The 26,863-nt window shown below is 53.3% G+C and carries 25 protein-coding genes, 6 tRNA genes and 1 rRNA gene (1 of these 32 cut by a window edge); 2 read left to right on the top strand and 30 right to left on the bottom strand.

All coding sequences use genetic code 11. From position 1 onward, the window contains the following. The first annotated feature begins 434 nt into the window (after positions 1 to 434). Entirely contained in the window at positions 435 to 1,016 is a 582-nt protein-coding gene (clpP, locus tag AB1S56_RS03510; protein WP_340872528.1) for an ATP-dependent Clp endopeptidase proteolytic subunit ClpP, read from the top strand. Positions 1,017 to 1,551: 535 nt separating this feature from the next. Here the strand turns inward: clpP and AB1S56_RS03505 are convergent. From AB1S56_RS03505 to AB1S56_RS03395, 23 genes are all read right to left on the bottom strand, one after another. Continuing rightward, entirely contained in the window at positions 1,552 to 1,821 is a 270-nt protein-coding gene (locus AB1S56_RS03505; RefSeq protein ID WP_340872526.1) for an HPr family phosphocarrier protein, read from the bottom strand. 94 nt (positions 1,822 to 1,915) lie between these two features. After that, positions 1,916 to 2,857 carry a DNA-binding protein WhiA gene (gene whiA / locus AB1S56_RS03500; protein ID WP_340872524.1) on the bottom strand — a complete coding sequence of 314 codons (942 nt, stop codon included), beginning with the start codon at positions 2,855 to 2,857 and terminating at the stop codon, positions 1,916 to 1,918. A gap of 6 nt (positions 2,858 to 2,863) precedes the next feature. Continuing rightward, on the bottom strand, positions 2,864 to 3,850 hold the full coding sequence (locus AB1S56_RS03495) for a YvcK family protein (RefSeq protein ID WP_340872522.1): 987 nt from the start codon (positions 3,848 to 3,850) through the stop codon (positions 2,864 to 2,866). 14 nt (positions 3,851 to 3,864) lie between these two features. Further along, positions 3,865 to 4,752, bottom strand: coding sequence for an RNase adapter RapZ (gene rapZ, locus AB1S56_RS03490; RefSeq protein ID WP_340872520.1), 888 nt, complete (start codon positions 4,750 to 4,752; stop codon positions 3,865 to 3,867). 13 nt (positions 4,753 to 4,765) lie between these two features. After that, entirely contained in the window at positions 4,766 to 5,716 is a 951-nt protein-coding gene (locus tag AB1S56_RS03485; protein WP_340872519.1) for an ROK family glucokinase, read from the bottom strand. 180 nt (positions 5,717 to 5,896) lie between these two features. After that, on the bottom strand, positions 5,897 to 6,859 hold the full coding sequence (trxB, locus tag AB1S56_RS03480; protein ID WP_340872581.1) for a thioredoxin-disulfide reductase: 963 nt from the start codon (positions 6,857 to 6,859) through the stop codon (positions 5,897 to 5,899). Positions 6,860 to 6,881: 22 nt separating this feature from the next. After that, positions 6,882 to 8,645 (bottom strand): tetratricopeptide repeat protein, encoded by a 1,764-nt coding sequence (locus AB1S56_RS03475; RefSeq protein WP_340872517.1) that lies wholly within the window; start codon positions 8,643 to 8,645, stop codon positions 6,882 to 6,884. A gap of 247 nt (positions 8,646 to 8,892) precedes the next feature. Beyond that, the gene (locus AB1S56_RS03470) at positions 8,893 to 9,843 is read right to left on the bottom strand and encodes a ribose-phosphate pyrophosphokinase (RefSeq protein ID WP_340872516.1); all 951 of its coding nucleotides are present in this window, start codon (positions 9,841 to 9,843) and stop codon (positions 8,893 to 8,895) included. A gap of 134 nt (positions 9,844 to 9,977) precedes the next feature. Further along, complete coding sequence (gene hisIE / locus AB1S56_RS03465) at positions 9,978 to 10,649, bottom strand: bifunctional phosphoribosyl-AMP cyclohydrolase/phosphoribosyl-ATP diphosphatase HisIE (RefSeq protein ID WP_340872515.1); 672 nt, start codon at positions 10,647 to 10,649, stop codon at positions 9,978 to 9,980. Next, complete coding sequence (gene hisF / locus AB1S56_RS03460; protein WP_340872514.1) at positions 10,649 to 11,407, bottom strand: imidazole glycerol phosphate synthase subunit HisF; 759 nt, start codon at positions 11,405 to 11,407, stop codon at positions 10,649 to 10,651. The genes hisIE and hisF overlap by 1 nt, the downstream gene beginning before the upstream one ends. Positions 11,408 to 11,434: 27 nt before the next feature. Continuing rightward, on the bottom strand, positions 11,435 to 12,070 hold the full coding sequence (gene hisH / locus AB1S56_RS03455) for an imidazole glycerol phosphate synthase subunit HisH (RefSeq protein WP_340872513.1): 636 nt from the start codon (positions 12,068 to 12,070) through the stop codon (positions 11,435 to 11,437). A gap of 1 nt (position 12,071) precedes the next feature. Next, the gene (gene hisB / locus AB1S56_RS03450; RefSeq protein WP_340872512.1) at positions 12,072 to 12,671 is read right to left on the bottom strand and encodes an imidazoleglycerol-phosphate dehydratase HisB; all 600 of its coding nucleotides are present in this window, start codon (positions 12,669 to 12,671) and stop codon (positions 12,072 to 12,074) included. A 56-nt stretch (positions 12,672 to 12,727) separates the two neighbouring features. Further along, on the bottom strand, positions 12,728 to 14,014 hold the full coding sequence (hisD, locus tag AB1S56_RS03445; RefSeq protein ID WP_340872511.1) for a histidinol dehydrogenase: 1,287 nt from the start codon (positions 14,012 to 14,014) through the stop codon (positions 12,728 to 12,730). Positions 14,015 to 14,102: 88 nt separating this feature from the next. Then, positions 14,103 to 14,747: an ATP phosphoribosyltransferase gene (gene hisG / locus AB1S56_RS03440; protein WP_340872510.1), complete on the bottom strand. Its 645-nt coding sequence runs from the start codon at positions 14,745 to 14,747 to the stop codon at positions 14,103 to 14,105. Then, positions 14,744 to 15,967 carry an ATP phosphoribosyltransferase regulatory subunit gene (locus AB1S56_RS03435; RefSeq protein ID WP_340872507.1) on the bottom strand — a complete coding sequence of 408 codons (1,224 nt, stop codon included), beginning with the start codon at positions 15,965 to 15,967 and terminating at the stop codon, positions 14,744 to 14,746. The genes hisG and AB1S56_RS03435 overlap by 4 nt, the downstream gene beginning before the upstream one ends. Before the next feature lie 235 nt (positions 15,968 to 16,202). Continuing rightward, positions 16,203 to 16,694: an acyltransferase gene (locus AB1S56_RS03430; protein WP_340872506.1), complete on the bottom strand. Its 492-nt coding sequence runs from the start codon at positions 16,692 to 16,694 to the stop codon at positions 16,203 to 16,205. Beyond that, positions 16,691 to 17,350, bottom strand: coding sequence for a pyrophosphatase PpaX (gene ppaX, locus AB1S56_RS03425; protein ID WP_340872505.1), 660 nt, complete (start codon positions 17,348 to 17,350; stop codon positions 16,691 to 16,693). Before ppaX ends, AB1S56_RS03430 begins: the two co-directional genes overlap by 4 nt. Positions 17,351 to 17,393: 43 nt before the next feature. Further along, on the bottom strand, positions 17,394 to 18,437 hold the full coding sequence (gene lgt / locus AB1S56_RS03420; RefSeq protein ID WP_340872504.1) for a prolipoprotein diacylglyceryl transferase: 1,044 nt from the start codon (positions 18,435 to 18,437) through the stop codon (positions 17,394 to 17,396). A gap of 63 nt (positions 18,438 to 18,500) precedes the next feature. Next, positions 18,501 to 19,439, bottom strand: coding sequence for an HPr(Ser) kinase/phosphatase (hprK, locus tag AB1S56_RS03415; protein WP_340872502.1), 939 nt, complete (start codon positions 19,437 to 19,439; stop codon positions 18,501 to 18,503). Between the two features lie 135 nt (positions 19,440 to 19,574). Beyond that, positions 19,575 to 21,017: a DUF4179 domain-containing protein gene (locus AB1S56_RS03410; protein ID WP_340872501.1), complete on the bottom strand. Its 1,443-nt coding sequence runs from the start codon at positions 21,015 to 21,017 to the stop codon at positions 19,575 to 19,577. Further along, positions 20,992 to 21,549 carry a sigma-70 family RNA polymerase sigma factor gene (locus AB1S56_RS03405; protein ID WP_340872500.1) on the bottom strand — a complete coding sequence of 186 codons (558 nt, stop codon included), beginning with the start codon at positions 21,547 to 21,549 and terminating at the stop codon, positions 20,992 to 20,994. The genes AB1S56_RS03410 and AB1S56_RS03405 overlap by 26 nt, the downstream gene beginning before the upstream one ends. 135 nt (positions 21,550 to 21,684) lie before the next feature. After that, positions 21,685 to 22,806 (bottom strand): sn-glycerol-3-phosphate ABC transporter ATP-binding protein UgpC, encoded by a 1,122-nt coding sequence (locus AB1S56_RS03400; RefSeq protein WP_340872499.1) that lies wholly within the window; start codon positions 22,804 to 22,806, stop codon positions 21,685 to 21,687. A 98-nt stretch (positions 22,807 to 22,904) separates the two neighbouring features. Beyond that, positions 22,905 to 24,059, bottom strand: coding sequence for a helix-turn-helix domain-containing protein (locus AB1S56_RS03395; RefSeq protein ID WP_340872498.1), 1,155 nt, complete (start codon positions 24,057 to 24,059; stop codon positions 22,905 to 22,907). 175 nt (positions 24,060 to 24,234) lie between these two features. Between AB1S56_RS03395 and ssuE the strand changes: the two genes are divergently transcribed. Next, entirely contained in the window at positions 24,235 to 24,795 is a 561-nt protein-coding gene (gene ssuE, locus AB1S56_RS03390) for an NADPH-dependent FMN reductase (protein WP_340872497.1), read from the top strand. 197 nt (positions 24,796 to 24,992) lie between these two features. Here the strand turns inward: ssuE and AB1S56_RS03385 are convergent. The 7 genes from AB1S56_RS03385 to AB1S56_RS03355 all read right to left on the bottom strand — a co-directional run. After that, positions 24,993 to 25,068 (bottom strand) — tRNA-Lys (locus AB1S56_RS03385). A gap of 6 nt (positions 25,069 to 25,074) precedes the next feature. Beyond that, positions 25,075 to 25,158: transfer RNA gene (locus AB1S56_RS03380), tRNA-Tyr, on the bottom strand. A 10-nt stretch (positions 25,159 to 25,168) separates the two neighbouring features. Beyond that, positions 25,169 to 25,244 (bottom strand) — tRNA-Phe (locus AB1S56_RS03375). Between the two features lie 60 nt (positions 25,245 to 25,304). Then, positions 25,305 to 25,381: transfer RNA gene (locus AB1S56_RS03370), tRNA-Asp, on the bottom strand. 10 nt (positions 25,382 to 25,391) lie between these two features. Then, a tRNA-Val gene (locus tag AB1S56_RS03365) sits at positions 25,392 to 25,467 on the bottom strand. Positions 25,468 to 25,470: 3 nt separating this feature from the next. Beyond that, positions 25,471 to 25,547 (bottom strand) — tRNA-Met (locus AB1S56_RS03360). A gap of 178 nt (positions 25,548 to 25,725) precedes the next feature. Further along, a 23S ribosomal RNA gene (locus AB1S56_RS03355) occupies positions 25,726 to 26,863 on the bottom strand (it continues 1,793 nt past the right edge of the window).

Genomic DNA, 26,863 nt, shown 5'->3' with positions numbered 1-26,863 from the left:
ACGTGTGGCTATCGATGGACGGTAGGGCTGGTGCGGCTCCATAACCACACGTGGGATCGCTATCAGATCTTCATCGCAGCTATTTAGCGCAATAACGAACTGACGTGTGGCTATCGATGGACGGTAGGGCTGGTGCGGCTCCATAACCACACGTGGGATCGCTATCAGATCTTCATCGCAGCTATTTAGCGCAATAACGATCAGACGTGTGGCTATCGGGGGAGAACCCCCCATTGCCTGTATTTTAGAAGAAGGATATTCTTTGACCATCTTTGACTTTTTCGTTTGAATGGGCTATTATAGGGATACACTTTTTGGAGTGGAAACTTGCGGATATACGCTTGCTTTCGAAGCTGCGTTTGCTTCGCAAACACTAAGCCTATGCTTTCGAAGCCTCGTTTGCTTCGCAAACACTTAAGGAGGATTGGTTAAGAATGAATTTTGTGCCTATGGTAATCGAGCAAAGCAACCGCGGGGAACGTTCGTACGACATTTACTCCCGCCTGCTGAAGGACCGCATTATCTTCCTTGGTTCAGGTGTGAATGACGTGGTGGCCAATTCCATCATCGCTCAGATGCTGTTCCTTGCTGCTGAGGATCCGGACAAAGACATTTCCTTGTACATCAACAGCCCCGGCGGCTCCATTACAGCCGGCATGGCTATCTACGATACGATGCAATACATCAAGCCGGACGTGTCGACGATCTGCGTAGGTATGGCCGCATCAATGGGCGCATTCCTGCTGACTGCAGGCGCGAAGGGCAAACGTTACGCGCTCCCGAACAGCGAAGTGATGATTCACCAGCCGCTCGGCGGAGCCGAAGGCCAAGCAAGCGACATTGAGATCCGCGCACGCCGCATCCTGAAGATGCGCGACAAGCTCAACCATATCCTGGCGGAGCGTTCCGGCCAGCCGCTTAGCCGCATTGAGCAGGACACCGATCGCGACTACTTCATGAGCGCTGCTGAAGCCAAGGAATACGGTCTCGTCGATAAAGTTATCGAGAAGGTATAAGCTTCTCTTCTCACCAGCCGTCATCCTGGGATGACGGTTTTTTTATGCGTGCAGCCTCACATGGGATGGATGCAAACACTTATTCTTGGATGTTAGCCTGATTGAAGTTAGATCCCGTCGCTCCCAGCACCAATCCTGATATCTGAACGATCTTTCGTTCAAATTCCCTTCACATCGGGCACATCCGCACCATTTTAGACGATATTTCGTTCAAAGCGCCTCACTTCGTGCTCCTGCACCAGTTATTTGAACGATATTTCGTTCAAAACCACACACATACAGTTACTTGGTCCAGCTTTTGAACGATATTTCGTTCAATCTGCCTCACTCCCAGCCCGCGCGGCACTTATTTGAACGATTTTTCGTTCAAATCCCCTCACATCAAGCTACTCACACCCCATCCCAACTCCGTTCAGCACACAAAAAATACGCCGTTCGGCACACCCGAACCGCGCATCTATACCTGCCCTGCCAACTAAAAAAGGAAGCCCGCATGACCCGTCAGCCGGCGTCGTTACTGAGCTTCCTTCGTTGGTTATTGGTTCTCCAGCTCTTCCTTGCTGACGAGTGAGACTAAAGCGTTTACAGCCTGCTCCGAGTCCGATCCGTCCGCACTTATCGAAATTTCAGTACCTGAGCTGATCGCCAAGCTCATGATACCCATAATCGATTTCGCGTTTACTTTCTTATCGTCCTTCTCTACGAATACCTCGGAGGAGAATTTGTTCGCTTCTTGAACGAATAGCGCTGCTGGTCTCGCATGAAGCCCCGTCTTCAAACGAACGACAACCGGAAGCCTTGTCATGGAAATCATACCCCCTATATTTTACTCATACGTGAACATCCACGGAAAAAATAAGCCAATTACAATTTATTATATCATTATACAAGTCTTTGCACTAGGCAAAAGTTGTCCCACTCCGGATTTTTTCAGCTAATTCGTCAATTTTGCGGAGCCGGTGATTAACCCCTGATTTACTGACCTTGCCCCGCAGCATCTCGCCTACCTCGGTCAGGTTCAGATCGGGATGCTGAAGCCGGATCTCAGCGACTTCCCGCAGCTTATCCGGCAGGCTTTCAAGCCCGACTTCCTTCTGCAGCAGCTTAATATTGTCGATCTGCCGCACCGCCGCGCCAATCGTCTTGTTCAGGTTGGCCGTCTCACAATTGACGATCCGGTTCACGGAATTGCGCATATCGCGCATAATTCGCACATCCTCGAACTTGAAGAGCGCCTGATGCGCACCGATGATGCTCAGCAGCTCGATTATCTTCTCACCTTCCTTGATGTAGAAGATAAAGCCCTTCTTCCGCTCAATGCACCGGGCATTCAAATCGAATTTGTTCGCCAGCTCCACGAGCGATCCGCAATGCTCCTCATACATAGATGAAATTTCAAGATGGTAGGACGAGCCCTCTGGATTGTTCACGGAACCGCCTGCAAGGAAAGCGCCGCGCAGGTAGGAGCGTCTGCAGCAAGGCTTACGAACGATGTCCCTGTCGATGCCGCTCTTGAACATAAAGCCCTCCGAGACGATTTGCAGACTGCTCAGCACCTCCTGAACGCCAGCAGGCATCCGGACGATGTAGACATTGTTTTTCTTAAGCCGCATCTTCTTCCGCACCAAAAGCTCCACGTGGACCTCATAATGCTTTTTGATAAGCGTATAGATTCGTCTTGCGATTGCTGCATTCTCCGTCGAGATGTCCAGAACGACCTTGCGGCTGGATAGACTGACCGAACCGTTCATCCGTATGAGGGCCGACAGCTCGGCGCGCTCACAGCAGCTATCCGCTTCGATTAATGTCAGCTCTTTTTTGGTTTGCGCCGCAAAAGACATTCTACCTCACCTCTTTCTTAACATCCAGTTCTCCACCAGCTTATAAATATGATGGCTAAGCCGCTCCGCGTCATGCCTTAGAAATCTCTGGAACAGCACCAGCCTGTCGGCAATAACCTTATACCCCCGGCGCTCCACCTCGTCAATATCCAGATGAACGGCCTTCGCCCCCAGCTCGGCATACTGCGTCTCCACCTGTGGAGGAATTTCACCGTCGTTCACAATGACATAATCGAATAAATGATGGCCAATATGAGCATGAATAGCATCGAGATGATCGCTGACCGAATAATTGTCCGTCTCGCCCGGCTGCGTCATGACGTTGCAGACAAACAGCTTGACGGCCTCGGATTCCAGAATCGCCTGCGCCAGCTTCGGCACAATCAGATTCGGCATAATGCTTGTATAGAGGCTGCCCGGACCAATCAGAATGGCATCCGCCCGTTCGATGGCTTCAACAGCCTCCGGGAGCGGTTCGACGTCTGACGGCTCCAGAAAAACCCGCTTGATCTTTTGGCCGGCCTTGGGAATCATGGATTCCCCTGTAACGATCGTGCCGTCTTCCATCTCGGCATTCAGCACAATCGCTCGGTCGGAGGCCGGCAGGACGCGTCCGCGCACCGCAAGCACCTGGCTGAGCCTGCGAATGCCGGTAACGAAGTCGCCGGAAATATCGGTCATCGCGGCCAGCATCAGATTGCCAAGACTGTGGCCCGCAAGGCCCGTGCCGCTCGGGAAGCGGTACTTGAGCACCTCCGTCAGGAGAGGCTCTGCGTCCGCGAGCGCGGTCAGGACGTTCCGAATATCGCCGGGAGGCGGAATCTGCAGCTCGCTCCTAAGGATGCCGGAGCTTCCGCCGTCATCCGCCACCGTTACGATGGCCGTAATGTCGAGCGGCTTCTCCTTCAGGCCGCGAAGCATAACGGATAATCCCGTTCCGCCTCCAATGACGACAATCTTGGGTCGCCTGACTACTTTTTGTATCGTCTGCATGCATTCACCCCGCGTCAGTGCTTATCGCGCTCGGAATCGCGGTGGCTTACGCGCACACGCTCCGTATCGCTGCTGCCGAGCATTCGGCCCAAATATTCCGCAATGGCGACGGAACGATGCTTCCCGCCCGTACAACCGATTCCAATCACAACCTGGCTTTTCCCTTCTTTGCGGTACAGCGGAATAAGAAATTGCAGCATATCAAGGAGCTTGGTTAGAAACGCCTGGGTTTCCGGCCATTTCATAACGTAATCGTACACCTCAGGCGTCTGCCCTGTATTGGGACGCAGATGCTCGACGTAATGCGGGTTAGGCAGGAACCTCACGTCGTAGATCAAATCGGCGTCGATCGGAATGCCGTATTTGAACCCGAAGGACGTGACATTCACGGACAAGCTGTTATGCTCCAGGTTGGTGAAATGCGATATAATACGTTCCTTCAGCTGCAGCGGCTTCAGGCTGCTTGTGTCAATCACCTGGGATGCTGAGCCCTTCAGATCCTCCAGCAGACGCCGCTCGTTATGAATGCCTTCCAGCGGGAGTCCCTGCGGCGCAAGCGGATGCCGGCGACGGCTCTCCTTGTAGCGTTGAACAAGCACCTCATCCGTCGCGTCGAGGAATAATATCTCGCAGCTGATAGTATGATGTTCTTTAATATATGCAAGAGATTCCGACAACGCTGTAAAAAATTCACGTCCGCGCAAATCAATAACCAGCGCGACCTTCCCGATCTTTCCGTTCGACTGTTCAATCAGCTCCGCAAACTTCGGAATAAGCACCGGAGGGAGGTTGTCGACGCAGAAAAACCCTAAATCCTCAAGGCTTTGGACAGCGATTGTTTTGCCCGCGCCAGACATGCCGGTTATGATCACAAGCTTTGCCAATGTTGCTGTCGCTTCCATGAGTATTCACCCGCTATCCTCTTAGAATAAGTCCAGCCGCTCCTACAACGCCAGCGTTGTTGCCGAGCGTAGCCGGCACGACCTTCACGCCTTCCTTGGCCGGATCCAGCGTATATTTCTCGAATACCTCGCGAATTTGGTCGAACAGGAAATCGCCCGCCTTCGACACGCCGCCGCCAATAATAAAATATTGAGGGTTGAGCAGAATCGCTACTGTAGCCATGGAACGGCCCAAATAATAGGCCGCGCGGCTTACGATTCGCGACGCCACCTCATCGCCTGCCTTCGCCGCGTCAACGACATCCTTCGCCATAATATTAGGCACCTCGGTCAACGATGTGCGGTCGCCCCGCGCTACCGCGTCCTTCGCCATACGAATAATGCCTGTAGCCGAGGAGACCGTCTCCAGACAGCCCATCTTGCCGCAGCCGCATTGAATAGCCTCCAGATCAGGCACGATATTGATATGCCCCAGCTCGCCGGCCATGCTGGCGTAGCCTTCCACAATCCGTCCGCCGATAATAATGCCGCCGCCCACGCCAGTGCCAAGCGTGTAACAGACACAGTTGTCGACGCCCTTGCCCGCTCCAGCCCAGGCTTCGCCAAGCGCCGCCACATTGGCGTCGTTGTTCACCTTCACAATCTTCTGAAGCTCCTTCTCGAGATAGCCCTTCAGATCCGTATTCTCTATATATAGATTGGCGGAGAACTTAATAAATCCTTTTGGAATGTCCAGGAAGCCGGCGATCCCTACGCCTACGCCCTCAACCTGCTCCCATTGGAATGGAGATTCATCGACAATCCTCCGCGCGTAATCGGCAATATTTTTCAGGATGACGTCCGTTCCAAGCCCCGTTCCTGTAGGACCCTCGTACGTGTGCAGCAGCTGGCCTTCCGCATCGCAAATGCCAACCTTGATTGTTGTGCCGCCTACGTCGACTCCAATATAAATCTTCTCAGACATGACAAAGCCACCTCATCCACAATGTTAGAGTTCCTGTTCCAACTATAAGCGTTGATTGTTGTTCGGTCAAGCGCTCGCCAGACCTGTTCAAGCCTTGCGGCTGCTGGGAAATCAGGCGCCCACAATTTCAAAGGGAGCAACGATGGCGCTGCCCCCTGGACGTTTCTGTTACTAGTGCGGTTAAGCTTTCGCTTCAGAGCTGGATTGGCTCCAGTCATGCGTGATGCTGCCTTCGAGGAACCGTTCGCAGTCAAGCGCGGCCATACATCCGCTCCCGGCAGCCGTAATGGCTTGACGATATTTGCTGTCCTGTACGTCGCCGCAGGCGAATACACCTGGAACGTTCGTCTCAGTGGAGCCCGGCTTCACTTTTATGTAACCATGCTCATCCGTATCGATCTGTCCCGCAAGAAACTTCGTATTCGGCGTATGCCCGATCGCGATGAAGATCCCGTTCGTCTCGATGAGCTCCTCATCGCCCGTTTCATTATTACGCACCTTCAGGCCGGTGACGCCCATGCCGTTCGCTACGACCTCAACTGGCGTACGGTTCAAGGACCAGCTGATCTTCTCGTTTCCTCTTGCCCGGTCCTGCATAATCTTCGAAGCTCGCAGTTCCTCGCGGCGATTGACCAGCTCCACATTCGTGGCGAATTTCGTCAGGAAGCTCGCTTCCTCCATAGCGGAGTCGCCGCCTCCCACAACAATGATCTTTTTCCCGCGGAAAAAGAATCCGTCACATGTCGCGCAGGTGCTGACACCCTTGCCGACATTGTCCTTCTCGCCTGGAATGCCCAGATACTTGGCGGAGGCTCCTGTGGAGATAATCAGGCTTTCGCCAACCAGCTCGCCCTGTCCCTCAACCTGCAGCTTGAAGGGACGCTCCGACATATCCACGCTGTTCACCCAGCCGGTTATGAACTTGGCGCCGAACCGTTCCGCTTGCTTGCGCATATTGTCCATCAGCTCAGGACCCATGATGCCGTCCGGGAAGCCGGGGAAGTTCTCTACATCCGTCGTTGTCGTCAGCTGTCCGCCGGGCTCCGGTCCTTCAATAATGAGCGGGTTCATATTCGCGCGAGCCAGATAGATTGCCGCTGTCAGCCCCGCAGGGCCCGTACCGATAATAATAGATTTGTACATGATCTTCACCTCGTCAACAATTTCATTCATCCGTCGTTTCCTTGGCTTGCTTGGAGAACAGGACAGCGTTGATCGTCCTCATCTTCTCCTTGATGCCGCATACCTCGTCAATCAGCTTCACATGCTTGCTCACCGTCGCAATAGATGTGCCGTATCTTACGGACACCTCGTGATAGGAGATCGCTCTGCGATGCATCTTGGCCGTCAAATATTCCAGCGCAGCTGCCCAGCCGTCCGGCTTCGACAGCTTCGGAACGCGAGGATACACACGCGTTAGAAACTCTACCCATAACGTCATCATATCATGCTGCTGCACAAGATCATAATGCTTGCTCATGCGGCTGATAGCGGCCTGCGCCACAGCCTCCCACTTGTCATCCCATTCCGGCAGCTCGGAAGGCATGCGATTGGGCTCAATTACCGTCAGCTTGCCCTCCAGCATGGTCTGAAGCGGCTCCTGCACGCCGATGGTGCGAAGCACGAAGATCGCGATCTTTTTCAAATAATCGTCCTCTTCCGCCTCCAGGAGAAATGCTCGCAGCACATCCTTCACTTCATTGTCGGCAATCATGCCGAAAGCCTGAATAACCTGAAGCTTCGTATGCTGATCGCCATGGCGAAGCGCCCAGAAGAACGACGACCGCACAAGCGGATCCTTCTTCAGAAGATCAGGCATGCCGTCCTCGGACCTCTCCCACAGCTTGAACTGCTCTTCGAACGGGAGATGATAGTGGTAGCTGACCGGCGCCGACGGCCTGCCGTTGCGAAGCAGCTTCAGCTGCTCCAAGTAGTAGCGCGGCACCTCGGACTCTGCGTCCCACTTCATGGCGCTGCGCCATAGACGCTCAGCATCCTTCAGCTTGCCCGTATTGAACGCTGCAACAGCGGCATAATGGAAGAGACACGGGTCCTGCTGGCCGTCTCCATCCTTGATCAGCCGTGCGAAATGTCGATAAGCTACGCCATGCTCGCCCAGAATGCCCATCGTGGTAGCCAGCTTGAACACATGCTCCTGATGGAACGGCATGGTTTTGACCAGCAGCTTCACAAGCGCCTCCAGACTTTCCTGGTCCCCTTCATGCTGATAAAAGATCGCCAGATTGCACAGCGCGTGCAGATTGCCGGGCTCATGCTCCAGCACCCCTCCGATGCTGCCCTTCGCTTTATCGAACAAGCCCATATAATAATAGGCAAGCGCCAGGTTATTGCGGGCGGCGAGAAAATCTGGCTGCTGCTCGGTAATCTCCTCAAGCAAGCGCACAGCTTCCGTGAACTTCCCTTCCTCCAGCAAGGCGCGAGCGCGATCATGCTCCACCATGCCCTGGCGAGACTTAATATTGGTCAGCTGCGTTGGCCGCTCCAGCTCGTAATGCAGAAGCTCCATCATCTCTTCCGCCTCATCCAAATATTGTCCGTCGGGGTCCTCCTGCAAATATTTCACCAGCGAACGCTCCGCCGCCTCGAACATATCCATGTTCGCGTAATTGTTCGCCATATAGAAGTGGCATTCCGTCATCGTAGGGTCCAGCTCCTCCAAGATCCAGCTCAGGATATCGTTGGAGTCCCCGTAGTTGCCCATCTCGGACATAATGCCGGCCATATTGCAATGGTTCACGGGATTGTCCGGCTCATATTCCACAGCCCTGCGGAAATATTTGAGCGCTTTGTCATAATGGTACCGATCCAAGGAACGTACCGCGCGCTCGAAGAAAAACGTCGCGTCCCACTGAATCGGTATAATGTTGGTTGTTTCTCCGCTCACAGCCACACGCTTCTTCCCCTTCATTCGCAGGCACCTCCTCCAATGTTTTGCGTAGCAAAACATACTTCGTAAGCATTGGCTTAAAGTTTCACGACAGTGAAACTTACTTCGTAAGCATTCGCTCAAGTGTTACGTTTTTTCGATTATATCACAGCACCGCCGTCGTCACACATAAAGAAAATGTGGCAGAAAAAAATCGCGAGCAGCTAAAGCGCCGTCCGCGATTTCTGATCATGCTATTCCATTATGGGCGGCAGCGGACGGAGCCGCCTTATACGCCTTTGTTTTTGAACAGGGTGCTGATGGAGCCGCCGTCCAGAATAATCCGCGTTGCCTCCGCGAGCAGCGGCGCAACCGATAATATTTTGAACCGGTCAGGCGTGTTCTCGGGCAGCATAATGGAATCCGTGACGATAACCTCTTTAATATTGGAATGATCAAGACGCTCAATTGCATTTCCGGAGAATAGCGGGTGCGTAGCGCAGACATAGACATCCTCCGCGCCTCTTTCTTTCAGGCTTTCAACAACATTGACGATCGTGCCGCCAGTATCAATCAAATCCTCGATAATAATCGGCGTCTGTCCTTCAACATCACCGATAACATGCGTAATAGAGGATTCGTTGTGGGCGGAACGCTTCTTAATCATGATCGCAAAGGATGTATCCAGGTAGTTCGCCAGCTTCTCGGCCGTGGAGGCGCGTCCCGCATCGGGAGAGACAACAACCGGATTTTTAATATTTTTGGACTTCAGGTAATCGCTGATCAGATCCAGCGCCGTCATATGGTCCACCGGAATATTGAAGAAGCCTTGAATCGCCGGAGCATGAAGATCAATCGTAATGACGCGCGTCGCGCCTACCGTCGTCAGCACATCCGCCAGCATCTTCGCCGAGATGGGTTCCCGCGGAGCCGCTTTGCGCTCCTGACGCGCATATCCGTAGTACGGCATAATAATATTGACCGTTCTTGCGGATGCGCGCTTCGCCGCGTCGATCATAACAAGCAATTCGACAAAATGCTCATTGATCGGATGAGAGAATGACTGCACGAGGAAGACGTCGCAATTGCGGATCGTTTCTTCATAATGGACATAGATCTCACCGCTCTTGAAACGGGACAACTTGATCGAGCCGAGGTTGAGTCCTAGCTCGTTGCTGATTTTCTGCGCTAACACCGGGTTGGACGAACCCGAAAAAATACGCACCTTGTCGCTTAACATGATACCCTCCTGAGCGTTTCAACCATTTGATTCTTATTTATCTTGCACAAAAAATTACCCTTACCCGTCCTATTATACATGGATTTACCGATAATTCAAAAAAGGATTGGGGCTAATTTTCGACAAAGTCATGACTATCTCATCTTATTTGTGGTCGGTTTGCCGTGCCTGCTCTCCAGCTCAGCCATAATCTCGTCCAGAGGCAGCCCGCGCTCGCGCAGCAGCACCATGAGATGGAACAGCAGATCGCCGGCTTCGCTTCTCAGCTCCACATTGTCTTGATTTTTGGCGGCGATAATGACCTCGGCGGATTCTTCTCCGACCTTCTTCAATATTTTGTCGACGCCCTTCTCGAACAGATAAGTCGTATATGCGCCGGCCGGCCGCTCCGCGTGACGCTCCGCAATGACCGTCTCAAGCCGGCCCAGTATGCCGAAGCGGTCAGCGTTCGCCTCAGCAGCGAGCTCGGCGCCCTGCACCTCGATCCCGTTAAAGAAGCAGCTGTAGCTGCCCGTATGGCAAGCCGGACCTTGCTGCACGACACGCACCAGCAAGGTGTCGCCATCGCAATCGTATGCCATGGAAGCGATACGCTGTGTATGGCCGCTGGTTGCTCCTTTGTTCCACAGCTCGCCGCGCGAGCGGCTCCAGAACCAGGTCGAGCCCGACTCGATCGACTTCTGCAGCGATTCCGCGTTCATATAAGCCATCATTAACACTTCTTTGCTGATCGCGTCCTGCACAATCGCCGGAACGAGACCCTGACTATCCCATTTAATTTGACCTTGAATGTCCGAGCTATTCATTATCTGACTTCGACTCCTTTCTCCCGCAGGTCGTCCTTCACTTCCTGTATCGTCATTTCCTTGTAATGGAAGATAGTGGCGGCCAGTCCCGCATCCGCATTGGCGTGCTGGAACACCTCATGGAAATGCTCCACGCGTCCCGCTCCTCCCGATGCAATGACAGGAATGCCTACGAGATTCGATACCGCGGAGGTCAGCTTCATGTCGAAGCCGTCCTTCGTGCCGTCGGCGTCCATGCTCGTCAGCAGCAACTCGCCCGCTCCCAGCCGCTCCGCTTCCTTGGCCCATTCCAGGGCGCGAATGCCTGTGGATTGCCTGCCGCCGTGCGTGTAGACCTCCCACTCGCCCCATTCAGCATTGAATTTGGCGTCGATCGCAACGACGATGCACTGTGATCCGAAGCGGCGCGCGCCGTCGGATACCAGCGTTTTATTTCGGATAGCGGCTGTGTTAATGCCAATTTTGTCCGCGCCAGCCCGAAGCAGGCGCTTCATGTCGTCCACATGGGAGATGCCTCCCCCCACCGTGAACGGAATCGTAATTTCGCCGGCGGTGCGCTTCACCACCTCGATCATCGTTGCGCGCCCCTCTACCGAAGCCGATATATCCAGGAATACCAGCTCATCTGCGCCCTCGCGGTCATAGATCGCCGCCAGCTCGACGGGGTCTCCCGCATCTCGCAGGTTAACGAAATTAACGCCTTTGACCACGCGGCCGTCCTTCACATCCAAGCATGGAATAATTCGTTTCGCCAGCATGTTGTTTTCTCCTCTCTCCGCCCTGTCCTATTGCGCAGTCCGCTGTTGCGATTCGGCGCTGCGGGTCAAGGCAAGGAAATTACCCAGCAAGGCCATGCCCAGATCGCCGCTCTTCTCCGGATGGAACTGCATGCCGAACACTTGGCCCCTTCCGACAATGGCGGTAACGGGACCGTTGTAATCCGTGACGGCGAGCAGATCCGAGGACTGCTCCGGCTTCGCATGGAACGAATGCACGAAATAGACATGCCCTTCGTCGAGTCCGTTGAACAATGGCGACTCTGACTGCAGGAAGCTCAGCTTGTTCCAGCCCATGTGCGGAATTTTGAAGTCTCCGTTGAAGCGGATGACCGCGCCGGGCAGCAGCTTCAAGCCTTCATGCTGGCCGTACTCCTCACTCTCGCTGAACAGCAGCTGCATCCCTAAGCAAATGCCCAGCATCGGCTTGCCCGACGCGGCGTAGAACCTCGTCACCTCATCGAGCCCTGTATTGCGCAGATTCTGCATGGCGTCGCCGAATGCGCCCACACCAGGCAGAATAGCGCCGTCGGCCTCCAGAATGGTCTGCGGGTCCGCTGTTACGACCGCCTCATAGCCGAGACGCTCCACCGCTTTGCTGACGCTATGCAGATTGCCCATGCCATAGTCGATGATCGCGATCATGCTACAGCACTCCCTTCGTTGAAGGCACTCCCGTCACACGCGGATCGATGCTGGTCGCTTCGTCCAATGCGCGGCCCAGCGCCTTGAAGACGGCCTCGATCATATGGTGTGTATTTTGACCGTAGTGAACGATGACATGCAGCGTAATACGCGCCTCCAGCGCAAGCTTCCACAGAAACTCGTGCACAAGCTCCGTGGAGAAGCTGCCGACCTGGGAGGACGGATACTGTGCGCGATATTCGAAGTGAGGCCGATTGCTCACGTCGATGACAACCTGAGCCAGCGCCTCGTCCATCGGCACGAACACGCTCGCATACCGCTTAATGCCGCGCTTGTCGCCCAGCGCCTCGCGCAGCGTCTGCCCGAGACAAATGCCGATATCTTCAACGGTATGGTGGTCGTCGATATCAATATCGCCCTTCGCGTCAACTGTCAGGTCGAATTGGCCGTGCTTGGCGAACAGGTCCAGCATATGATTCAAGAACGGCACGTCCGTCTCCAGCTTCGCCTGGCCCGTACCATCCACCGCAAACTTCAAAGTAATATCTGTTTCATTCGTCTTCCGCGCGACCGACGCCTCGCGTACCGTTTGTTCTGCCATCGCAACCCCTGCTTTCTTCTATTTACTTTGTAACTGAACACTCCAAGCCAGCGGCCCTACTCCCGCTCCTTCTCCAAACGGATCCCGATCGCGCGAGCATGGCCCTCCAGACCTTCATGGCGCGCCAGCGTCATAATGCTTTCGCCGTTCTTCATCAGCGCTTCCTTGCTGTAGTAGATGAGGCTCGACTTCTTCAGGAAGTCGTCCACGTTCACCGGCGATGAGAAGCGAGCCGTTCCGTTCGTCGGGATAATGTGATTCGGCCCTGCAAAATAATCCCCCACCGGCTCCGAGCTATACGGCCCCAGGAATATGGCGCCCGCGTTCTCGATAAAGCCCAGCAGCTTCATGGGATCCACGGTCAGAATTTCCAGATGCTCCGGAGCCAGCTGGTTCACGACGGCAATGCCATCCTCCAGCGAATCGACCAGCAGCACGGCGCCGTACTGGTCGATAGAGCTGCGAGCGATTGCCTCGCGCGGCAGCTCCTTCAATTGCCGCTCCACCTCGGCGGCCACCGCCTCTGCCAGGGCAGCGGAAGGCGTCACGAGTACCGACGAAGCCATCTCGTCATGCTCCGCCTGCGACAGCAGATCCGCTGCCACGTAGGAAGCGTCCGCCGTCTCGTCGGCTAGCACCACAATCTCGCTTGGCCCGGCGATACTGTCGATATCGACGGCGCCGAACACGGCGCGCTTCGCCAGCGCCACATAGATATTGCCCGGTCCACAGATCTTGTCGACCGGAGCAATCGAATCCGTGCCATACGCGAGAGCCGCGATGGCCTGAGCTCCACCGACCCGGTACAGCTCCCGGACGCCCGCTTCCGCGGCGGCCACAAGAATGTACGGGTCGATGCCCTCTTTGCCGCCGGTCGCAGGCGGCGTCACCATCACAATCTCCGGCACTCCCGCTACCTGTGCCGGAATCACATTCATGAGCACGGACGAGGGATACGCCGCTTTGCCGCCAGGCACATAGACGCCCACCCGCTTCAGCGGGCGCATAATCTGGCCCAGCATCGTCCCGTCCGGCTGCAGATCCATCCATGAGTTACGCAGCTGCTTCTCATGGAAACGGCGAATATTGACGGCCGCCTCCCGGATCGCCGTCAGAAACGCAGCGTCGACCCGTTCGTACGCCGCCTCAATCTCCTCCTGCGTCACGCGCAGCTGTGACGCGTCCAGCTTCACCCTGTCCAGTTCCTCTGTATATCGCAGCAAAGCCGAATCGCCCTCGGCCTTCAAGTCCGCCACAATCCGCAGGACCGCTTCATTCTGCTCCGGTGTACCGTACTCCACCTCACGCTTCAATCCAAATTGCTCCGCGCGCATGATACGCATCTGCCAACGCCCCTTTCCTCCCGCTTGCTCTCATCCCTGCCAATACCTCTACCGGCATTGCAGCAGCAGATTCATCGATTTCCAAGTCTTATACCTTAGACGCAATCGTCTCTTCCAGCCTATCGCACAAGCTTTGAATGCTGTCGTTCTTCATTCGGTAGCTCACGCGATTCGCGATCAGACGACTTGTAATGCCGAAGATGGACTCAAACTCCACCAGCCCGTTTTCCCTCAGCGTCTGTCCCGTTTCCACCATATCGACAATGCGGTCAGCAAGGCCGATCAGCGGCGCCAGCTCGATGGAGCCGTTCAGCTTAATAACCTCAACCTGCTGCCCCAGCTCCCGGAAGTACGCCGAAGCCACGTTGGGATATTTGGTCGCTACGCGGGGATGAATGGCCGGCTTCCAGTCGGGAAGGCCAATGACGGACATTCTGCATTTGGCGATACCCAGATCCAGCAGCTCGTAGACATCCTTGTCCTCCTCCATCAGCACATCCTTGCCCACAATGCCGATATCCGCCACGCCGTACTCCACATAGGTCGGCACATCCACCGGCTTGGCCATAATAAACTCCATATTGGCTTCCGGCTGCTCGATAATGAGCTTGCGCGTATCGTCGAAATCGCCAGGAATCGGGATTCCCGCCTCGCGGAACAGCTTTAATGCCTGCTTATAGATTCTGCCCTTGGGCATGGCGACCTTCAGTACTTCCTTCTCTGCTGCGCTCATTGCAAGCCGCCTCCCTTCACCGATCCATTCACATACTGCAGTACGGAAGAGTACAGGACACCCTTATATGCCAAAAATCTCTCGCCCGCCGCTTGCTCCTCCAGGGGGTCATGCCAGCTCATTCGCTCCACCACCGTCATGACGCCAAGGCTGCGCAGCCTTGAGGCTTCAGCCAGCGCGGCGTTGCGGCCCTCGGCGTCGTATACAATCAGCGTGCGCGCCTCCGGCTCCTCCGATTCGGCTCCGAGCAGCTCCAGCACTCTTGTCGTCTTGAGCGCAAAGCCCGTAGCCGCCGCAGGTCGGCCGAACTGCGAAAGCAGATTGTCGTAGCGTCCGCCGCTCACGACAGGGAAGCCCAGGTCCGCCGCATAACCCTCGAAGGTCATGCCCGTATAATAAGAGAAGTCGCCGATCATCGTCAGGTCGATCAGGACATGCTCGCTTACGCCATACGCCTTCAGCGCATCCCAGATGTCGCACAGATGGCTGATCGACGCTCTAGCCGTCTCGTCTGAGCTTACCTGCAGCGCTTGCTCGCAGATCTCGCCTCCGCCTCGCAGCCTCAGGATGCCTTCCAGCTCGCGCTGAACCGACTCCTCAAGCGAGAGCTTGCGCAGCTCTTCCCTGTAGCCCACATAGTCCCGGCCCAGCAGACAGCTCTTCAGCAGCTCCTGCTCCTCCACGCGACCCGGCAGCGCTTCGCCCAACAGCCCGTTCAGGAATCCGACATGGCCGATCGCGATTTTGAACCGCTCCACGCCTGCCGCCTTCAGCGAGGCGATCGCAAGCGCCACAACCTCCGCATCCGCTTCCGCCGACGAATCCCCTACAAGCTCCACACCTGTCTGGAAAAACTCCGCCTCGCGTCCCGCTTCCTCCTCAATGGAGCGGAACACATTAGAATGATAGGACAGCCTAAGCGGAAACTCCGCTTCCTTCAACAGCGAAGAGACGACACGCGCGATTGGCGCCGTCATATCTGAGCGCAGCACCAGTGTTGTGCCGCGATTATTTAGCAGCTTGTATAGCTTCTGATCCGAGGTCGAGCTGGCCGTGCCAACCGTATCATAAAACTCCATTGTAGGCGTAATAATCTGCTCATAGCCCCATCTGCGCATGCAGGCCAGCACATCCCGTTCGATCTGGCGCAGCTTCCGAACCGCATCGGGCAAATAATCCTTGACGCCGATCGGCTTCTCGAACATTTTAGGTTTAGACATAACCGTTCCCCTTTTTATATCCTTTATTATATTAAAGCGTTAATATGTTACCATACTACCAAAATAAAGATGTTAGTTGCTATAGTAGCACGAACGCTGCTGGCGCGTCAAGCCAATTTCGCCTGCACCCCTATTGGCAAAAAAGGAGGATATCCATCCGGCTTCGGGAGCTTTTGCGCTAAGCGCAGCACCCCGTTTCCAAGCCTGAATGGATATCCTCTTCCTCAGCCGCAAGCTACCCTTCGCCCCGCCGCTCGATGACCCTCATCGGATTGCCGCCAACAAAGGCGCCTTCCGGAACGTCCTTGTGTACCAACGTGCCAGCCGCGACAACCGCACGATCCCCAATCGTCACACCGGGCAGAATCGTGGAGTTCGCCCCAATCATTACATCATCGCCAATCCGCACATCTCCAAGACGATATTCCTTGATCAAATATTCATGCGTAAGAATCGTCGTATTATATCCGATAATCGTGTTGCGGCCTACCGTAATCCGTTCCGGAAAAAACACATCCACCATCACCATCAGCGCAAACGCCGTATGCTCGCCAACCTTCATCCCCAGCAGTCGGCGATAAATCCAACGCTTCATGGGGAGACTCGGGCAATAGCGGGATATTTGAATCGCGATGAAATTACGAACCGCCTTTATTCTGCTCACCGTCGAATATAGCTGCCACAAGGCATTGGGGCCTTCGACGGGGTAGCGCTCGACGTTTCTCACACCGTCTCAGCCCCTGCCTCCGAGAATGCGTACAGCTCACGCATATCGTCAATGACATAGTCGGCGCCCGCATTCCGCAGCACCTCGGCACCCTTCAGCGACCATGCCACGCCCACTGCGGTAACGCCAGCGGCTACGGCAGCCTGCATATCGACGGAGCTGTCGCCCACCATAATGGTGGAGGCAGGGTCCGCGTTCAGCAGCGCCAGCGCTTTCTGCACCGGCTCCGGATGCGGCTTGGCATTTACGACATCATCAATGGTCACAATCGCGTCCACATAGTCGTAGATGCCCACGTATTTCAACCCTTTTTCGGTTGTCATTCTCATCTTGGTTGTCACGACGCCGATCTGCACGCCTTGCTGATGAAGTGTCTCCAGCACCTCGTTCACATGGGCGAACACCGTCACCAGCTCGTCATGCAGCCTCAGGTTCACTTCCCGGTAAGCCGCCACGAGATGCGCGACATCCTCCAAGCCGGAGAACAGACGCAGCTGCTGCTCCAGCGGCTGTCCCATGCTGGGAATAATATGGTCACGACAGAATCCTTGCGGCACGCAGTCCTTCAGCGCCTCCAGGAAAGAGCGTATAATCAATTCATTGGTGTCCAGTATGGTGCCGTCCAGATCGAACAGCATCGTCCGTACTTGTCTCATGTTGCTTGAAGCCTCCTTCAAAATAGCCAATCACGCTGGCATGTTACGCTCTGGGCGGATCCGATTCGCCGCCCGACTCCGGCTTCGTGTTCACCGGCTCAACCGCTTGCTCGCTTGCAGCAGGAGCCGTGTCTGTCACCATACCATTTCTTTCAGGCTTCGTCGTCACAACGGGATCCGAGTAGTACACCTTCGGGCCGCCGTTCAATCGTCTGATCACGATAAAGGCAATAGCCGCCAGGATTAGCAGCAGTGCCAGCATTTGCGAAATACGGATATTGCCGTAGGACGGATCGAGATAGCCTGCGTCGAACACTGCATCCATCGGCGACCATAGCCCGTTAATAAGAGAGGCGAGCCAGCTAGGTCCGATAAATGCCAGACTATCGATTCTTAGCGCCTCGATCAAAAACCGGCCAATGGAATACCAGATGAAATAAGAAGCCATCAGCTCGCCCGCGCGCAGAAACTTCTGACGGCGCAGAACAAACAGAATGCCGAGTCCCACCAGACTCCATAATGACTCATATAGAAATGCGGGGTGGCGGAAGGCTCCGCCTGGGAACGCCTGATCCACAATAAACATATGGTCCACGATAAACGATGGGATATGCAGCGTATTGCGAAGGAAGTCCTCTCCCACCGGCGCGCCATACGCCTCCTGGTTCATAAAATTGCCCCAACGGCCGATCATCTGGCCGATTAGAATGGATGGCATACAAATATCAGCGATGCGGATGAAGCTGTAGCCTTTGTATCTCGCATAGATAATACCGCATATGAAAGCGCCGATAATCGCGCCGTAGATGGCGATGCCGCCCTCCCATATTTTGAATATGTCTATCGGATTGTCCTTATAATCTTCCCACTTAAACGCCACATAATAGATACGTGCGGCAATAATTGCCGACGGCGCGCCGAACAGCAGCAGGTCCATGAAGAAATCTGGCTTGATGCCGAAGCGCTTGCCTTCCCATACCGCTAACAGCAGGCCAGCCAGCGCGGCTGCGCCGAGAATTAGGCCATACCATCGAATGGACAATCCCCCCAGCTCGAATACGACCGGGTTAATGGCTAACGTAAGCATTCCTCTTATCGACTCCCTCTACTTGATTTCCGTTTCCACCATTCAGGTTGAAGCAGCAGCCGCTCAATCGTAATCATCGATATCATCGGCGATCGTTTCGGTCAGCTTGTTCGTGAATTGAAGCGCCGCATTATAGCCCATCCGCTTCAGACGGAAGTTCATCGCCGCCACCTCAATGATGACAGCCAAGTTCCGTCCCGGACGAACAGGAATGGTGACCAGCGGAATGTCCGTGTCGATAATTCGTGTTGTCTCCTCATCCAGCCCCAGGCGGTCGTATTGCTTGTCCTGCTGCCAGTTCTCCAGCTTAATAACCAGACCAATTCGCTTCTGGGTGCGGACTGCACCGGCTCCGAACAGCGTCATCACATTAATGATGCCCAGCCCGCGAATTTCGAGCAAATGGCGGATCAGCTCAGGCGCTGTACCGTGCAGCTGGCCATCCGACGTCTGCCGAATTTCGACCGCGTCATCCGCGATAAGACGGTGGCTTCGCTTCACCAGCTCCAGCGCGGTTTCGCTTTTGCCGATGCCGCTGCCGCCTGTAATCAGCATGCCGACGCCGTACACATCAACAAGCACCCCGTGAATGGTCGCCGTTGGGGCAAGCTTATGCTCCAGGAAGTCCGTAATCCGGCTGGAGAGAATGGTAGTAGCGACATTACTGCGGAGCAGCGGAATGTTCGTGGCGTTGGCCTGCTCTACCAGCTCCAGCGGCGCCTCCAGTCCCCGGGTCAAAATAATGCATGGCGTCGCCTCGTCGCAGAGCCGTACCATTCTGTTTTTCCTTTCCTCGCTATCCAGCATACTGAGGAACGAAATTTCGGTTCTGCCCAGCAGCTGCACGCGCTCAGCGGGATGGTAATGGAAGTAGCCGGCCATCTCCAAGCCCGGTCTGTACAAATCATCCACCGTCACGCTTCTCTTCAGTCCGTCCTCGCCGGCTACGATCTCAAGTTGAAACTGTCTCACTAGCTCCGATACTTTCACTTTTTTCGGCAATGTATGGACCTCCTTCATTTGCAGGCTGCATGCTCTATCATCAGCGTTATGTAAGATCTGGATTTTTCCAATGTCTTCATCGTAATGCAAAAAGGCGCCAAACGCAACGTTTCCCGCCGCGCAAGCGCCTCCCGTTTATTTAATCTTAACCTTGATGTCCTGCAAGGCGTACCCGAGATACTCTTCAATCTTGAAGGTTAGCGGCTGTGCATAACTCCTGTTGGGAATGCTGTAGGAGTAAGTTGCTTCATTAGATCCGCTATCCCATCGCATGCTTACATTTCCACTGTCTTCCAAGTTGTATTCTATTCCTTCCGCGTCTTTGAAAGTACCCTCACTTTTAAACAACGTATACATCACTCTAGATCCTTCAGGATCATTTTGTTTCAAGAGCAGCTCCAGAATCAACGTATCAGTATTGCTGCTCGTGCCTATAAGCTTCAAATTATTGTCTGGCGCAGACAATGTTTCACCTGTTTCGGTGTTAATCGTCAGACTTAAATCTCTTTCCGATAGATGAATGCCTCTGGCACTTAGAGTTAACTTCTTAGGCTTCTGAAAGTAGGGGCTTTGAAAATTTCTGGTGATGCTGTTATCCAGATCACCCATTCCGCTGTTCGTGATATACGTACGTCCTCGTTCGTCGACAAGCTGTAGATCGATGAAGTGGTTAAGTCTCATTTTATTGGATGGATCCGCTTTAAACGAAATCGCTACTTGAAGAGGGGTGATTATGGCATTTTCTATAACGATTTTCTGTCCCTCTATCTCAATTTCTTGATTAATATTTATTCGCTCTTCTCTTTCAACAAATTCCGAATGGTCGATTGGGACGTCTACTTCCAGCCACTCCTCTCCAAGCTTTAATCGGAAGTTTAGTTGCTGCGGGACAGGAGTATCAGGGGACATTAAAATATCAAGGTAATCTTGAACAACCTCATTATTATGCTTTGATTCTCGATAGTAGTGAGAGGAAGCAATGACTGCAGAAAGCTCCTGTCCCTTCTCATTCTTTAATTCATAGGGAAGAAAAGTTGAGTTTTTTTCATTTATCCCTGGTCCCTCTGCAGTATAGAGAAGAACAAGTCTCTGGGAATCTGCAATTACGCCATTCACAGTAAGCTTATACCCATTTTTTTCAACTGAAATTCCTACGAGCTGCAAATATTCATTTTCGATTGCGGATGAGAGTGACTGATCATAGGAGATCAACTCAACAAATCCGCTAAAGCCCGGAATTTCCTTCATGAAGGCGGCAAATGTCGGAGAGATCCGCACGAATGCCGTAAGCAGCAACAGCATGCAAATAGCTGCTGCTCCCAGTTGAATGCTAAATCTGCTCCCCCTATAACGGATTCCGCGCCGTTTCCCGACCTGCAATCCCATTATAATGCTTGCGTCTATTTTCTGTTCCCATTCTGAGCTCATCAACCTTATCCTGTTGTCCATTTGAAAGCTATCTTCACGAAGCTTTTCAACTATATCATGATAAGACTCGTCTTCATCAAATCCAAGTACCTTCTCTAAATTTTCCTTATGTTCCGCTTCTTCCCTAACCTTTTTTCGCGAGTCGCTCATGCTTCATGCCCTCCTCTCCCACATTCATATCCTCTCTCAGCACCTTCAACGCCTTGTGAAGCCAAGTACGAATCGTGCCATCAGGCCGGTCGAGCAGCTCTCCGATCTCTGTAATCGTCATATCCCGATAATATTTCAGCACGATGACCATCCGGTATTTGGGGCGAAGCTTCGCAATCTGCTCTGTCATGCCGATCCGATCATCCGTTTCCTGCTGGGGGAAGGGTACACTTCCCAAGGGAATATTCGTCATCAACCGCTCTCGTTTCCGTTTCTTCCTCTCGTCCATACAGACATTAATAAGAATTCGAATCATCCAGGTTGCAAAATAGTTCTCATCGCGCAGCCCTGACCTCTTGATCCAGACTCGGCTTATTGTTTCTTGTATCGCTTCAAGCGCATCCTGCTCATTTCGCATATAGGCGTAAGCAATGCCGAACATTTTACTTTTTTCCAGTCCTATTCGGCTCATTAATACATCCTCATCGTCGAATAGCGATATACGTGTTCGACCACTCTTTTCATGGCTCATGTCTTCCCTCCCCGTACTGCCAGCTCATCATGTGGTTATGGATTAGACGTTGCAGCTCATCAAACGGTTTTAATCTTGGGCAAATAAAAAAGAGCCCACGGTATCAACCGAAGGCTCCTTCTATAATAAGGGGGATTAGTTCTCGAAAATGTTCAGTTCGGACTCTTTGTCGAACAGGTGAGTCTTGTTCATGTCAAGAGCGAGCTTCACGCTAGCGCCGTCGCGTACGCCGGAACGTCCGTCTACACGTGCGATAACAGTGTCTGTGCCGATACCGTTCAGGTACAGGTACATTTCGTGACCAAGGTTCTCAGCAACCTCAACGTTCGCGTTCACGATCGTGTTAGGGGATGCTTCCAGGAATACTGGCTCTTCATGGATGTCCTCAGGACGAATGCCCAGAATAACTTCTTTGCCGATGTAGCCTTTGGAACGAAGCGTAGCCGCTTTGCCTTCTGGTACTACAACGTCAACGCCTGGAGCTTTGAAGCGAACAGAGCCGCCTTGCTCAGCCAGCGTACCTGTTACAAAGTTCATGGACGGAGCGCCGATGAAGCCTGCAACGAAGATGTTAACCGGATGGTTGTAAAGCTCTTCTGGGGAAGCCGTTTGTTGAATGAAGCCGTCCTTCATAACAACGATGCGGTCACCCATTGTCATAGCCTCGATTTGGTCATGCGTTACGTAGATTGTTGTTGTTTCCAGACGCTTTGTCAGCTTGGAAATCTCTGCGCGCATTTGACCGCGAAGCTTCGCGTCCAAGTTGGAGAGCGGTTCGTCCATCAAGAATACTTGTGGTTCGCGGACGATCGCACGACCCAAGGCAACGCGCTGACGTTGACCACCGGAGAGAGCTTTCGGCTTACGATCCAGCAAATGCTCGATGTCAAGAATTTTAGCAGCTTCACGAACACGTTTGTCGATGTCTGCTTTTTTGAATTTACGAAGCTTCAGACCGAACGCCATGTTCTGGTACACGTTCATATGCGGGTACAGGGCGTAGGATTGGAATACCATCGCGATGTCGCGATCTTTAGGAGCAACGTCGTTCACGAGGCGGTCGCCGATGAACAATTTACCTTCCGAGATTTCTTCCAGACCTGCGATCATACGAAGAGTCGTCGATTTACCGCAGCCGGATGGACCAACCAATACAAGAAACTCTTTGTCTTTAATGTCGAGGTTTACATCTGTTACAGATGCTTTGTCGGAACCCGGATATTTTTTGTAAATGCCTTCTAAGCGTACGCCTGCCATGATTAGTTTCCCCCTAAAAAAGAATTTCGTTAAATTTCTTATGCACTTATCTTAACTCACAGCGAGGCATATGACTATGCACATACTTTACAAAAAAACTAATTCCTTTTCGTAACTTTGTACAATAGCAATATGATCTTCACCAGCACAGCATCCCGGAATTGCCTCACATCAAGTCCAGTCTCCTGCTTGAGCTTGTCCAAACGGTATAGCAGCGTGTTGCGGTGGATATACAGCTTTTTCGCTGTTTCGCTTACATTGCAGTCCAGTGAAAAGAACGTTTCCAGCGTAGCCAGCATCTCCGCTTCCACGAACAGATCTGCCCGCTTGAGCGACAGCTCCAAATATTTGGAACGGTTGGATTCAGGAATCGCGTTCAGCAGCCTCTCTAGCTGCAGCATCCATGGGAGATGAATATTGGTGCCGACATGGAACCTTCGGCCCAGGCTAATGGTTTCTCTCAGCACAATAGCCGTCTCCACCATTCCCTTAGCCGGAGATACAGGCTGAGTCACTGCTAGATGGCATTCGCCCAGCCATTCGCTTGCGAGCATTTCATGAAGACCAAACGCGATCGAGGTTAAGCTGTCCTCCAACGTCTCCTCTTCTGTAGGCTCACCGGCAAAATCGGAATCCTCATCTTTCAGCAGGGATAGAGGTCCCCAAATGAGCCATTCCTGGCTCTTCAGCGGTATGAGCAATATCTCCTCTGACAGGAAAGAGCGCAGCAGCTTCTCCAGCTCAGGATAGACGTCTTGTCTCGTATTGGCGTGCTCGGTCACCAATAGAAAGGGAATCATTTCATGATACAATCGGCTCCCGACCGTCAGATGATCCGGCATGGAATAGTTCGGTTCCTCCGATTCAAGCTGCTTCTGAAGCCATTCACCGATTTTATGAGCTTGCTTCTCCGACTCCGTCAGATGGCTGTTCTGTTTCGTCCCCTTAGCGCTGGGAGCGTTGGCCAGCTGGAGCGTCCAGCTAATCAGCTCTTTCTCCTTCTCAGTCAGCTTGGCGCCTTCCAATTCTAGAACGGTAACCCGGTCTCCTCCATCATACTCCGCTACCATCCAAAGCTTGTCCATATGCTGCGCCCAACCGCCTGGTGCTATGGAGACATTAGCCGGTATACCTGGGGGAACACTTTCAGCAATGGCAACCTTCGCTTTCCACTCCGACACATTTATGGTCAAAAGCTGTATCGGGCTGTTCAAAATATGCTGCAGCGGCCTTAGCCATTCCATTGTGCTCATCCTGCTCCACTCCCCATGACCTGAATAGTACTCGCTCTATTTGAATAATTGTAACATAACATCCCTGAACAATTCAGCCCTCCATGAAGCTGGAAACGTTGTTTGACCCCGCTGGCCTTACATGATACGCTCGAACCAACAGTTATCCAAACCATGACAGGGAGTGAAGCTTTACATGTCCAAGCCCATAATCATCATATCGGGAAGTCCGAATGCTGCCTCCAGATTAAATGGCATGATTGATCTTGTTCGCCGCGAGCTTGAGCAAAGCGGGTACCCATCCAAGACCATAACAGTCGTCACGTTGCCCGCAGATGATCTGATCCAATCTCGGTTCGGCAGTCCAGCCATCGTTGAAGCGAACAAGCTGGTGGAGGAGGCTGCAGCCGTAATCATTGCAAGCCCTGTCTACAAAGCCTCCTACACCGGTGTACTCAAGACATATTTGGATCTGCTGCCGCAGAAAGGATTTGAGGGTAAGCTGGTGCTTCCACTGTTCATCGGCGGAACCTTGGCTCATATGCTGTCAATCGACTATTCGCTGAAGCCCGTGCTTTCTTCTATGGGAGCTCGTCATTTCATTCGAGGCGTATATGCTACAGATAATCAGATCAATCGGATTCAGAGTGATGCCAACGAGACTGCCTTCGACTTGAATGAGGAAGTCACCGAACGGTTGCAAGCATCCGTGCAGGAGCTTGTGGCTGAGCTTCAGCTCAGATCTTCTGTACAGTAGGTCAAGCGTTGGGGTCCGCATACCAAAAAAAGCTTCAAGGGGACACAGTCATCATTGCCCCCTTGAAGCTTTTTGGGTGTATCCGCAGCAAAGCCACACTCATGTCATTGCTGTATCTCTACGTAACACTGCCTCATATCCCTATACAAACAAAAAAGAGAGGCATCGCCTCTCCTGCATTCACCTTATGAAAAAACTGGTGAGCCATGTAGGACTCGAACCTACGACACCCTGATTAAAAGTCAGGTGCTCTACCAACTGAGCTAATGGCTCTAGAAGTGGTGGAGGATGATGGATTCGAACCACCGAACCCGAAGGAAGAGATTTACAGTCTCCCGCGTTTGGCCACTTCGCTAATCCTCCACAACATAGATGGTGGCTCGGGACGGAATCGAACCGCCGACACGAGGATTTTCAGTCCTCTGCTCTACCGACTGAGCTACCGAGCCTTACTTTCCTGCAAATGAATCCATATTAGAATCATATAACATCCACTTGTTGGTATAAAATGGCGGAGCTGACGGGATTCGAACCCGCGGTCTCCTGCGTGACAGGCAGGCATGTTAGGCCTCTACACCACAGCTCCTGAGTAAATATGGTGGAGGATGACGTGATCGAACCGCCGACCCTCTGCTTGTAAGGCAGATGCTCTCCCAGCTGAGCTAATCCTCCATATGGTAGCGGCGAAGGGGATCGAACCCCCGACCTCACGGGTATGAACCGTACGCTCTAGCCAGCTGAGCTACACCGCCACATGTCCCCGATAGTGTCACTTACAGCGCTCGGGGTCGCATGTAAGGTCAGGAAATGACATCACCAAATGTCATGTGCAATTTCACCGTCTTCGTGGAGCTTGTCCACTCAGGCATCTCAATTGCGCCCTGAAAACTGGATACGAAAGTTTGCTGAACTTTTTAGCTGATTATTCTTTAGGATAAGCCCTCGACCGATTAGTATTCGTCAGCTGCACACGTTGCCGTGCTTCCACCCCGAACCTATCAACCTCGTCGTCTTCAAGGGGTCTTACTAATTGGGAAATCTCATCTTGAGGGGGGCTTCACGCTTAGATGCTTTCAGCGCTTATCCCGTCCGTACTTGGCTACCCAGCGGTGCTCCTGGCGGAACAACTGGTACACCAGCGGTACGTCCATCCCGGTCCTCTCGTACTAAGGACAGCTCCTCTCAAATTTCCTGCGCCCGCGACAGATAGGGACCGAACTGTCTCACGACGTTCTGAACCCAGCTCGCGTACCGCTTTAATGGGCGAACAGCCCAACCCTTGGGACCTACTTCAGCCCCAGGATGCGATGAGCCGACATCGAGGTGCCAAACCTCCCCGTCGATGTGGACTCTTGGGGGAGATAAGCCTGTTATCCCCAGGGTAGCTTTTATCCGTTGAGCGATGGCCCTTCCATGCGGTACCACCGGATCACTAAGCCCGACTTTCGTCCCTGCTCGACTTGTAGGTCTCGCAGTCAAGCTCCCTTATGCCTTTGCACTCTTCGAATGATTTCCAACCATTCTGAGGGAACCTTTGGGCGCCTCCGTTACATTTTAGGAGGCGACCGCCCCAGTCAAACTGCCCGCCTGACACGGTCCCTGTACCGGCTTCACGGTACCAGGTTAGAACTCCGATACGATCAGGGTGGTATCCCAAGGACGCCTCCACCGAAGCTGGCGCTCCGGCTTCATAGGCTCCCACCTATCCTGTACAGATCGTACCAAAGTCCAATATCAAGCTGCAGTAAAGCTCCATGGGGTCTTTCCGTCTTGTCGCGGGTAACCTGCATCTTCACAGGTATTAAAATTTCACCGGATCTCTCGTTGAGACAGCGCCCAAGTCGTTACGCCATTCGTGCGGGTCAGAATTTACCTGACAAGGAATTTCGCTACCTTAGGACCGTTATAGTTACGGCCGCCGTTTACTGGGGCTTCGGTTCACAGCTTCGGGTTACCCCTAACCGCTCCCCTTAACCTTCCAGCACCGGGCAGGCGTCAGCCCGTATACTTCGCCTTACGGCTTCGCACAGACCTGTGTTTTTGCTAAACAGTCGCTTGGGCCTTTTCA

Source organism: Paenibacillus sp. PL2-23 (genome assembly GCF_040834005.1).
Classification (GTDB): domain Bacteria; phylum Bacillota; class Bacilli; order Paenibacillales; family Paenibacillaceae; genus Pristimantibacillus.
The sequence above is the reverse complement of the archived record's forward strand: the minus strand, read 5'-3'. Positions and strand labels throughout refer to the sequence as shown.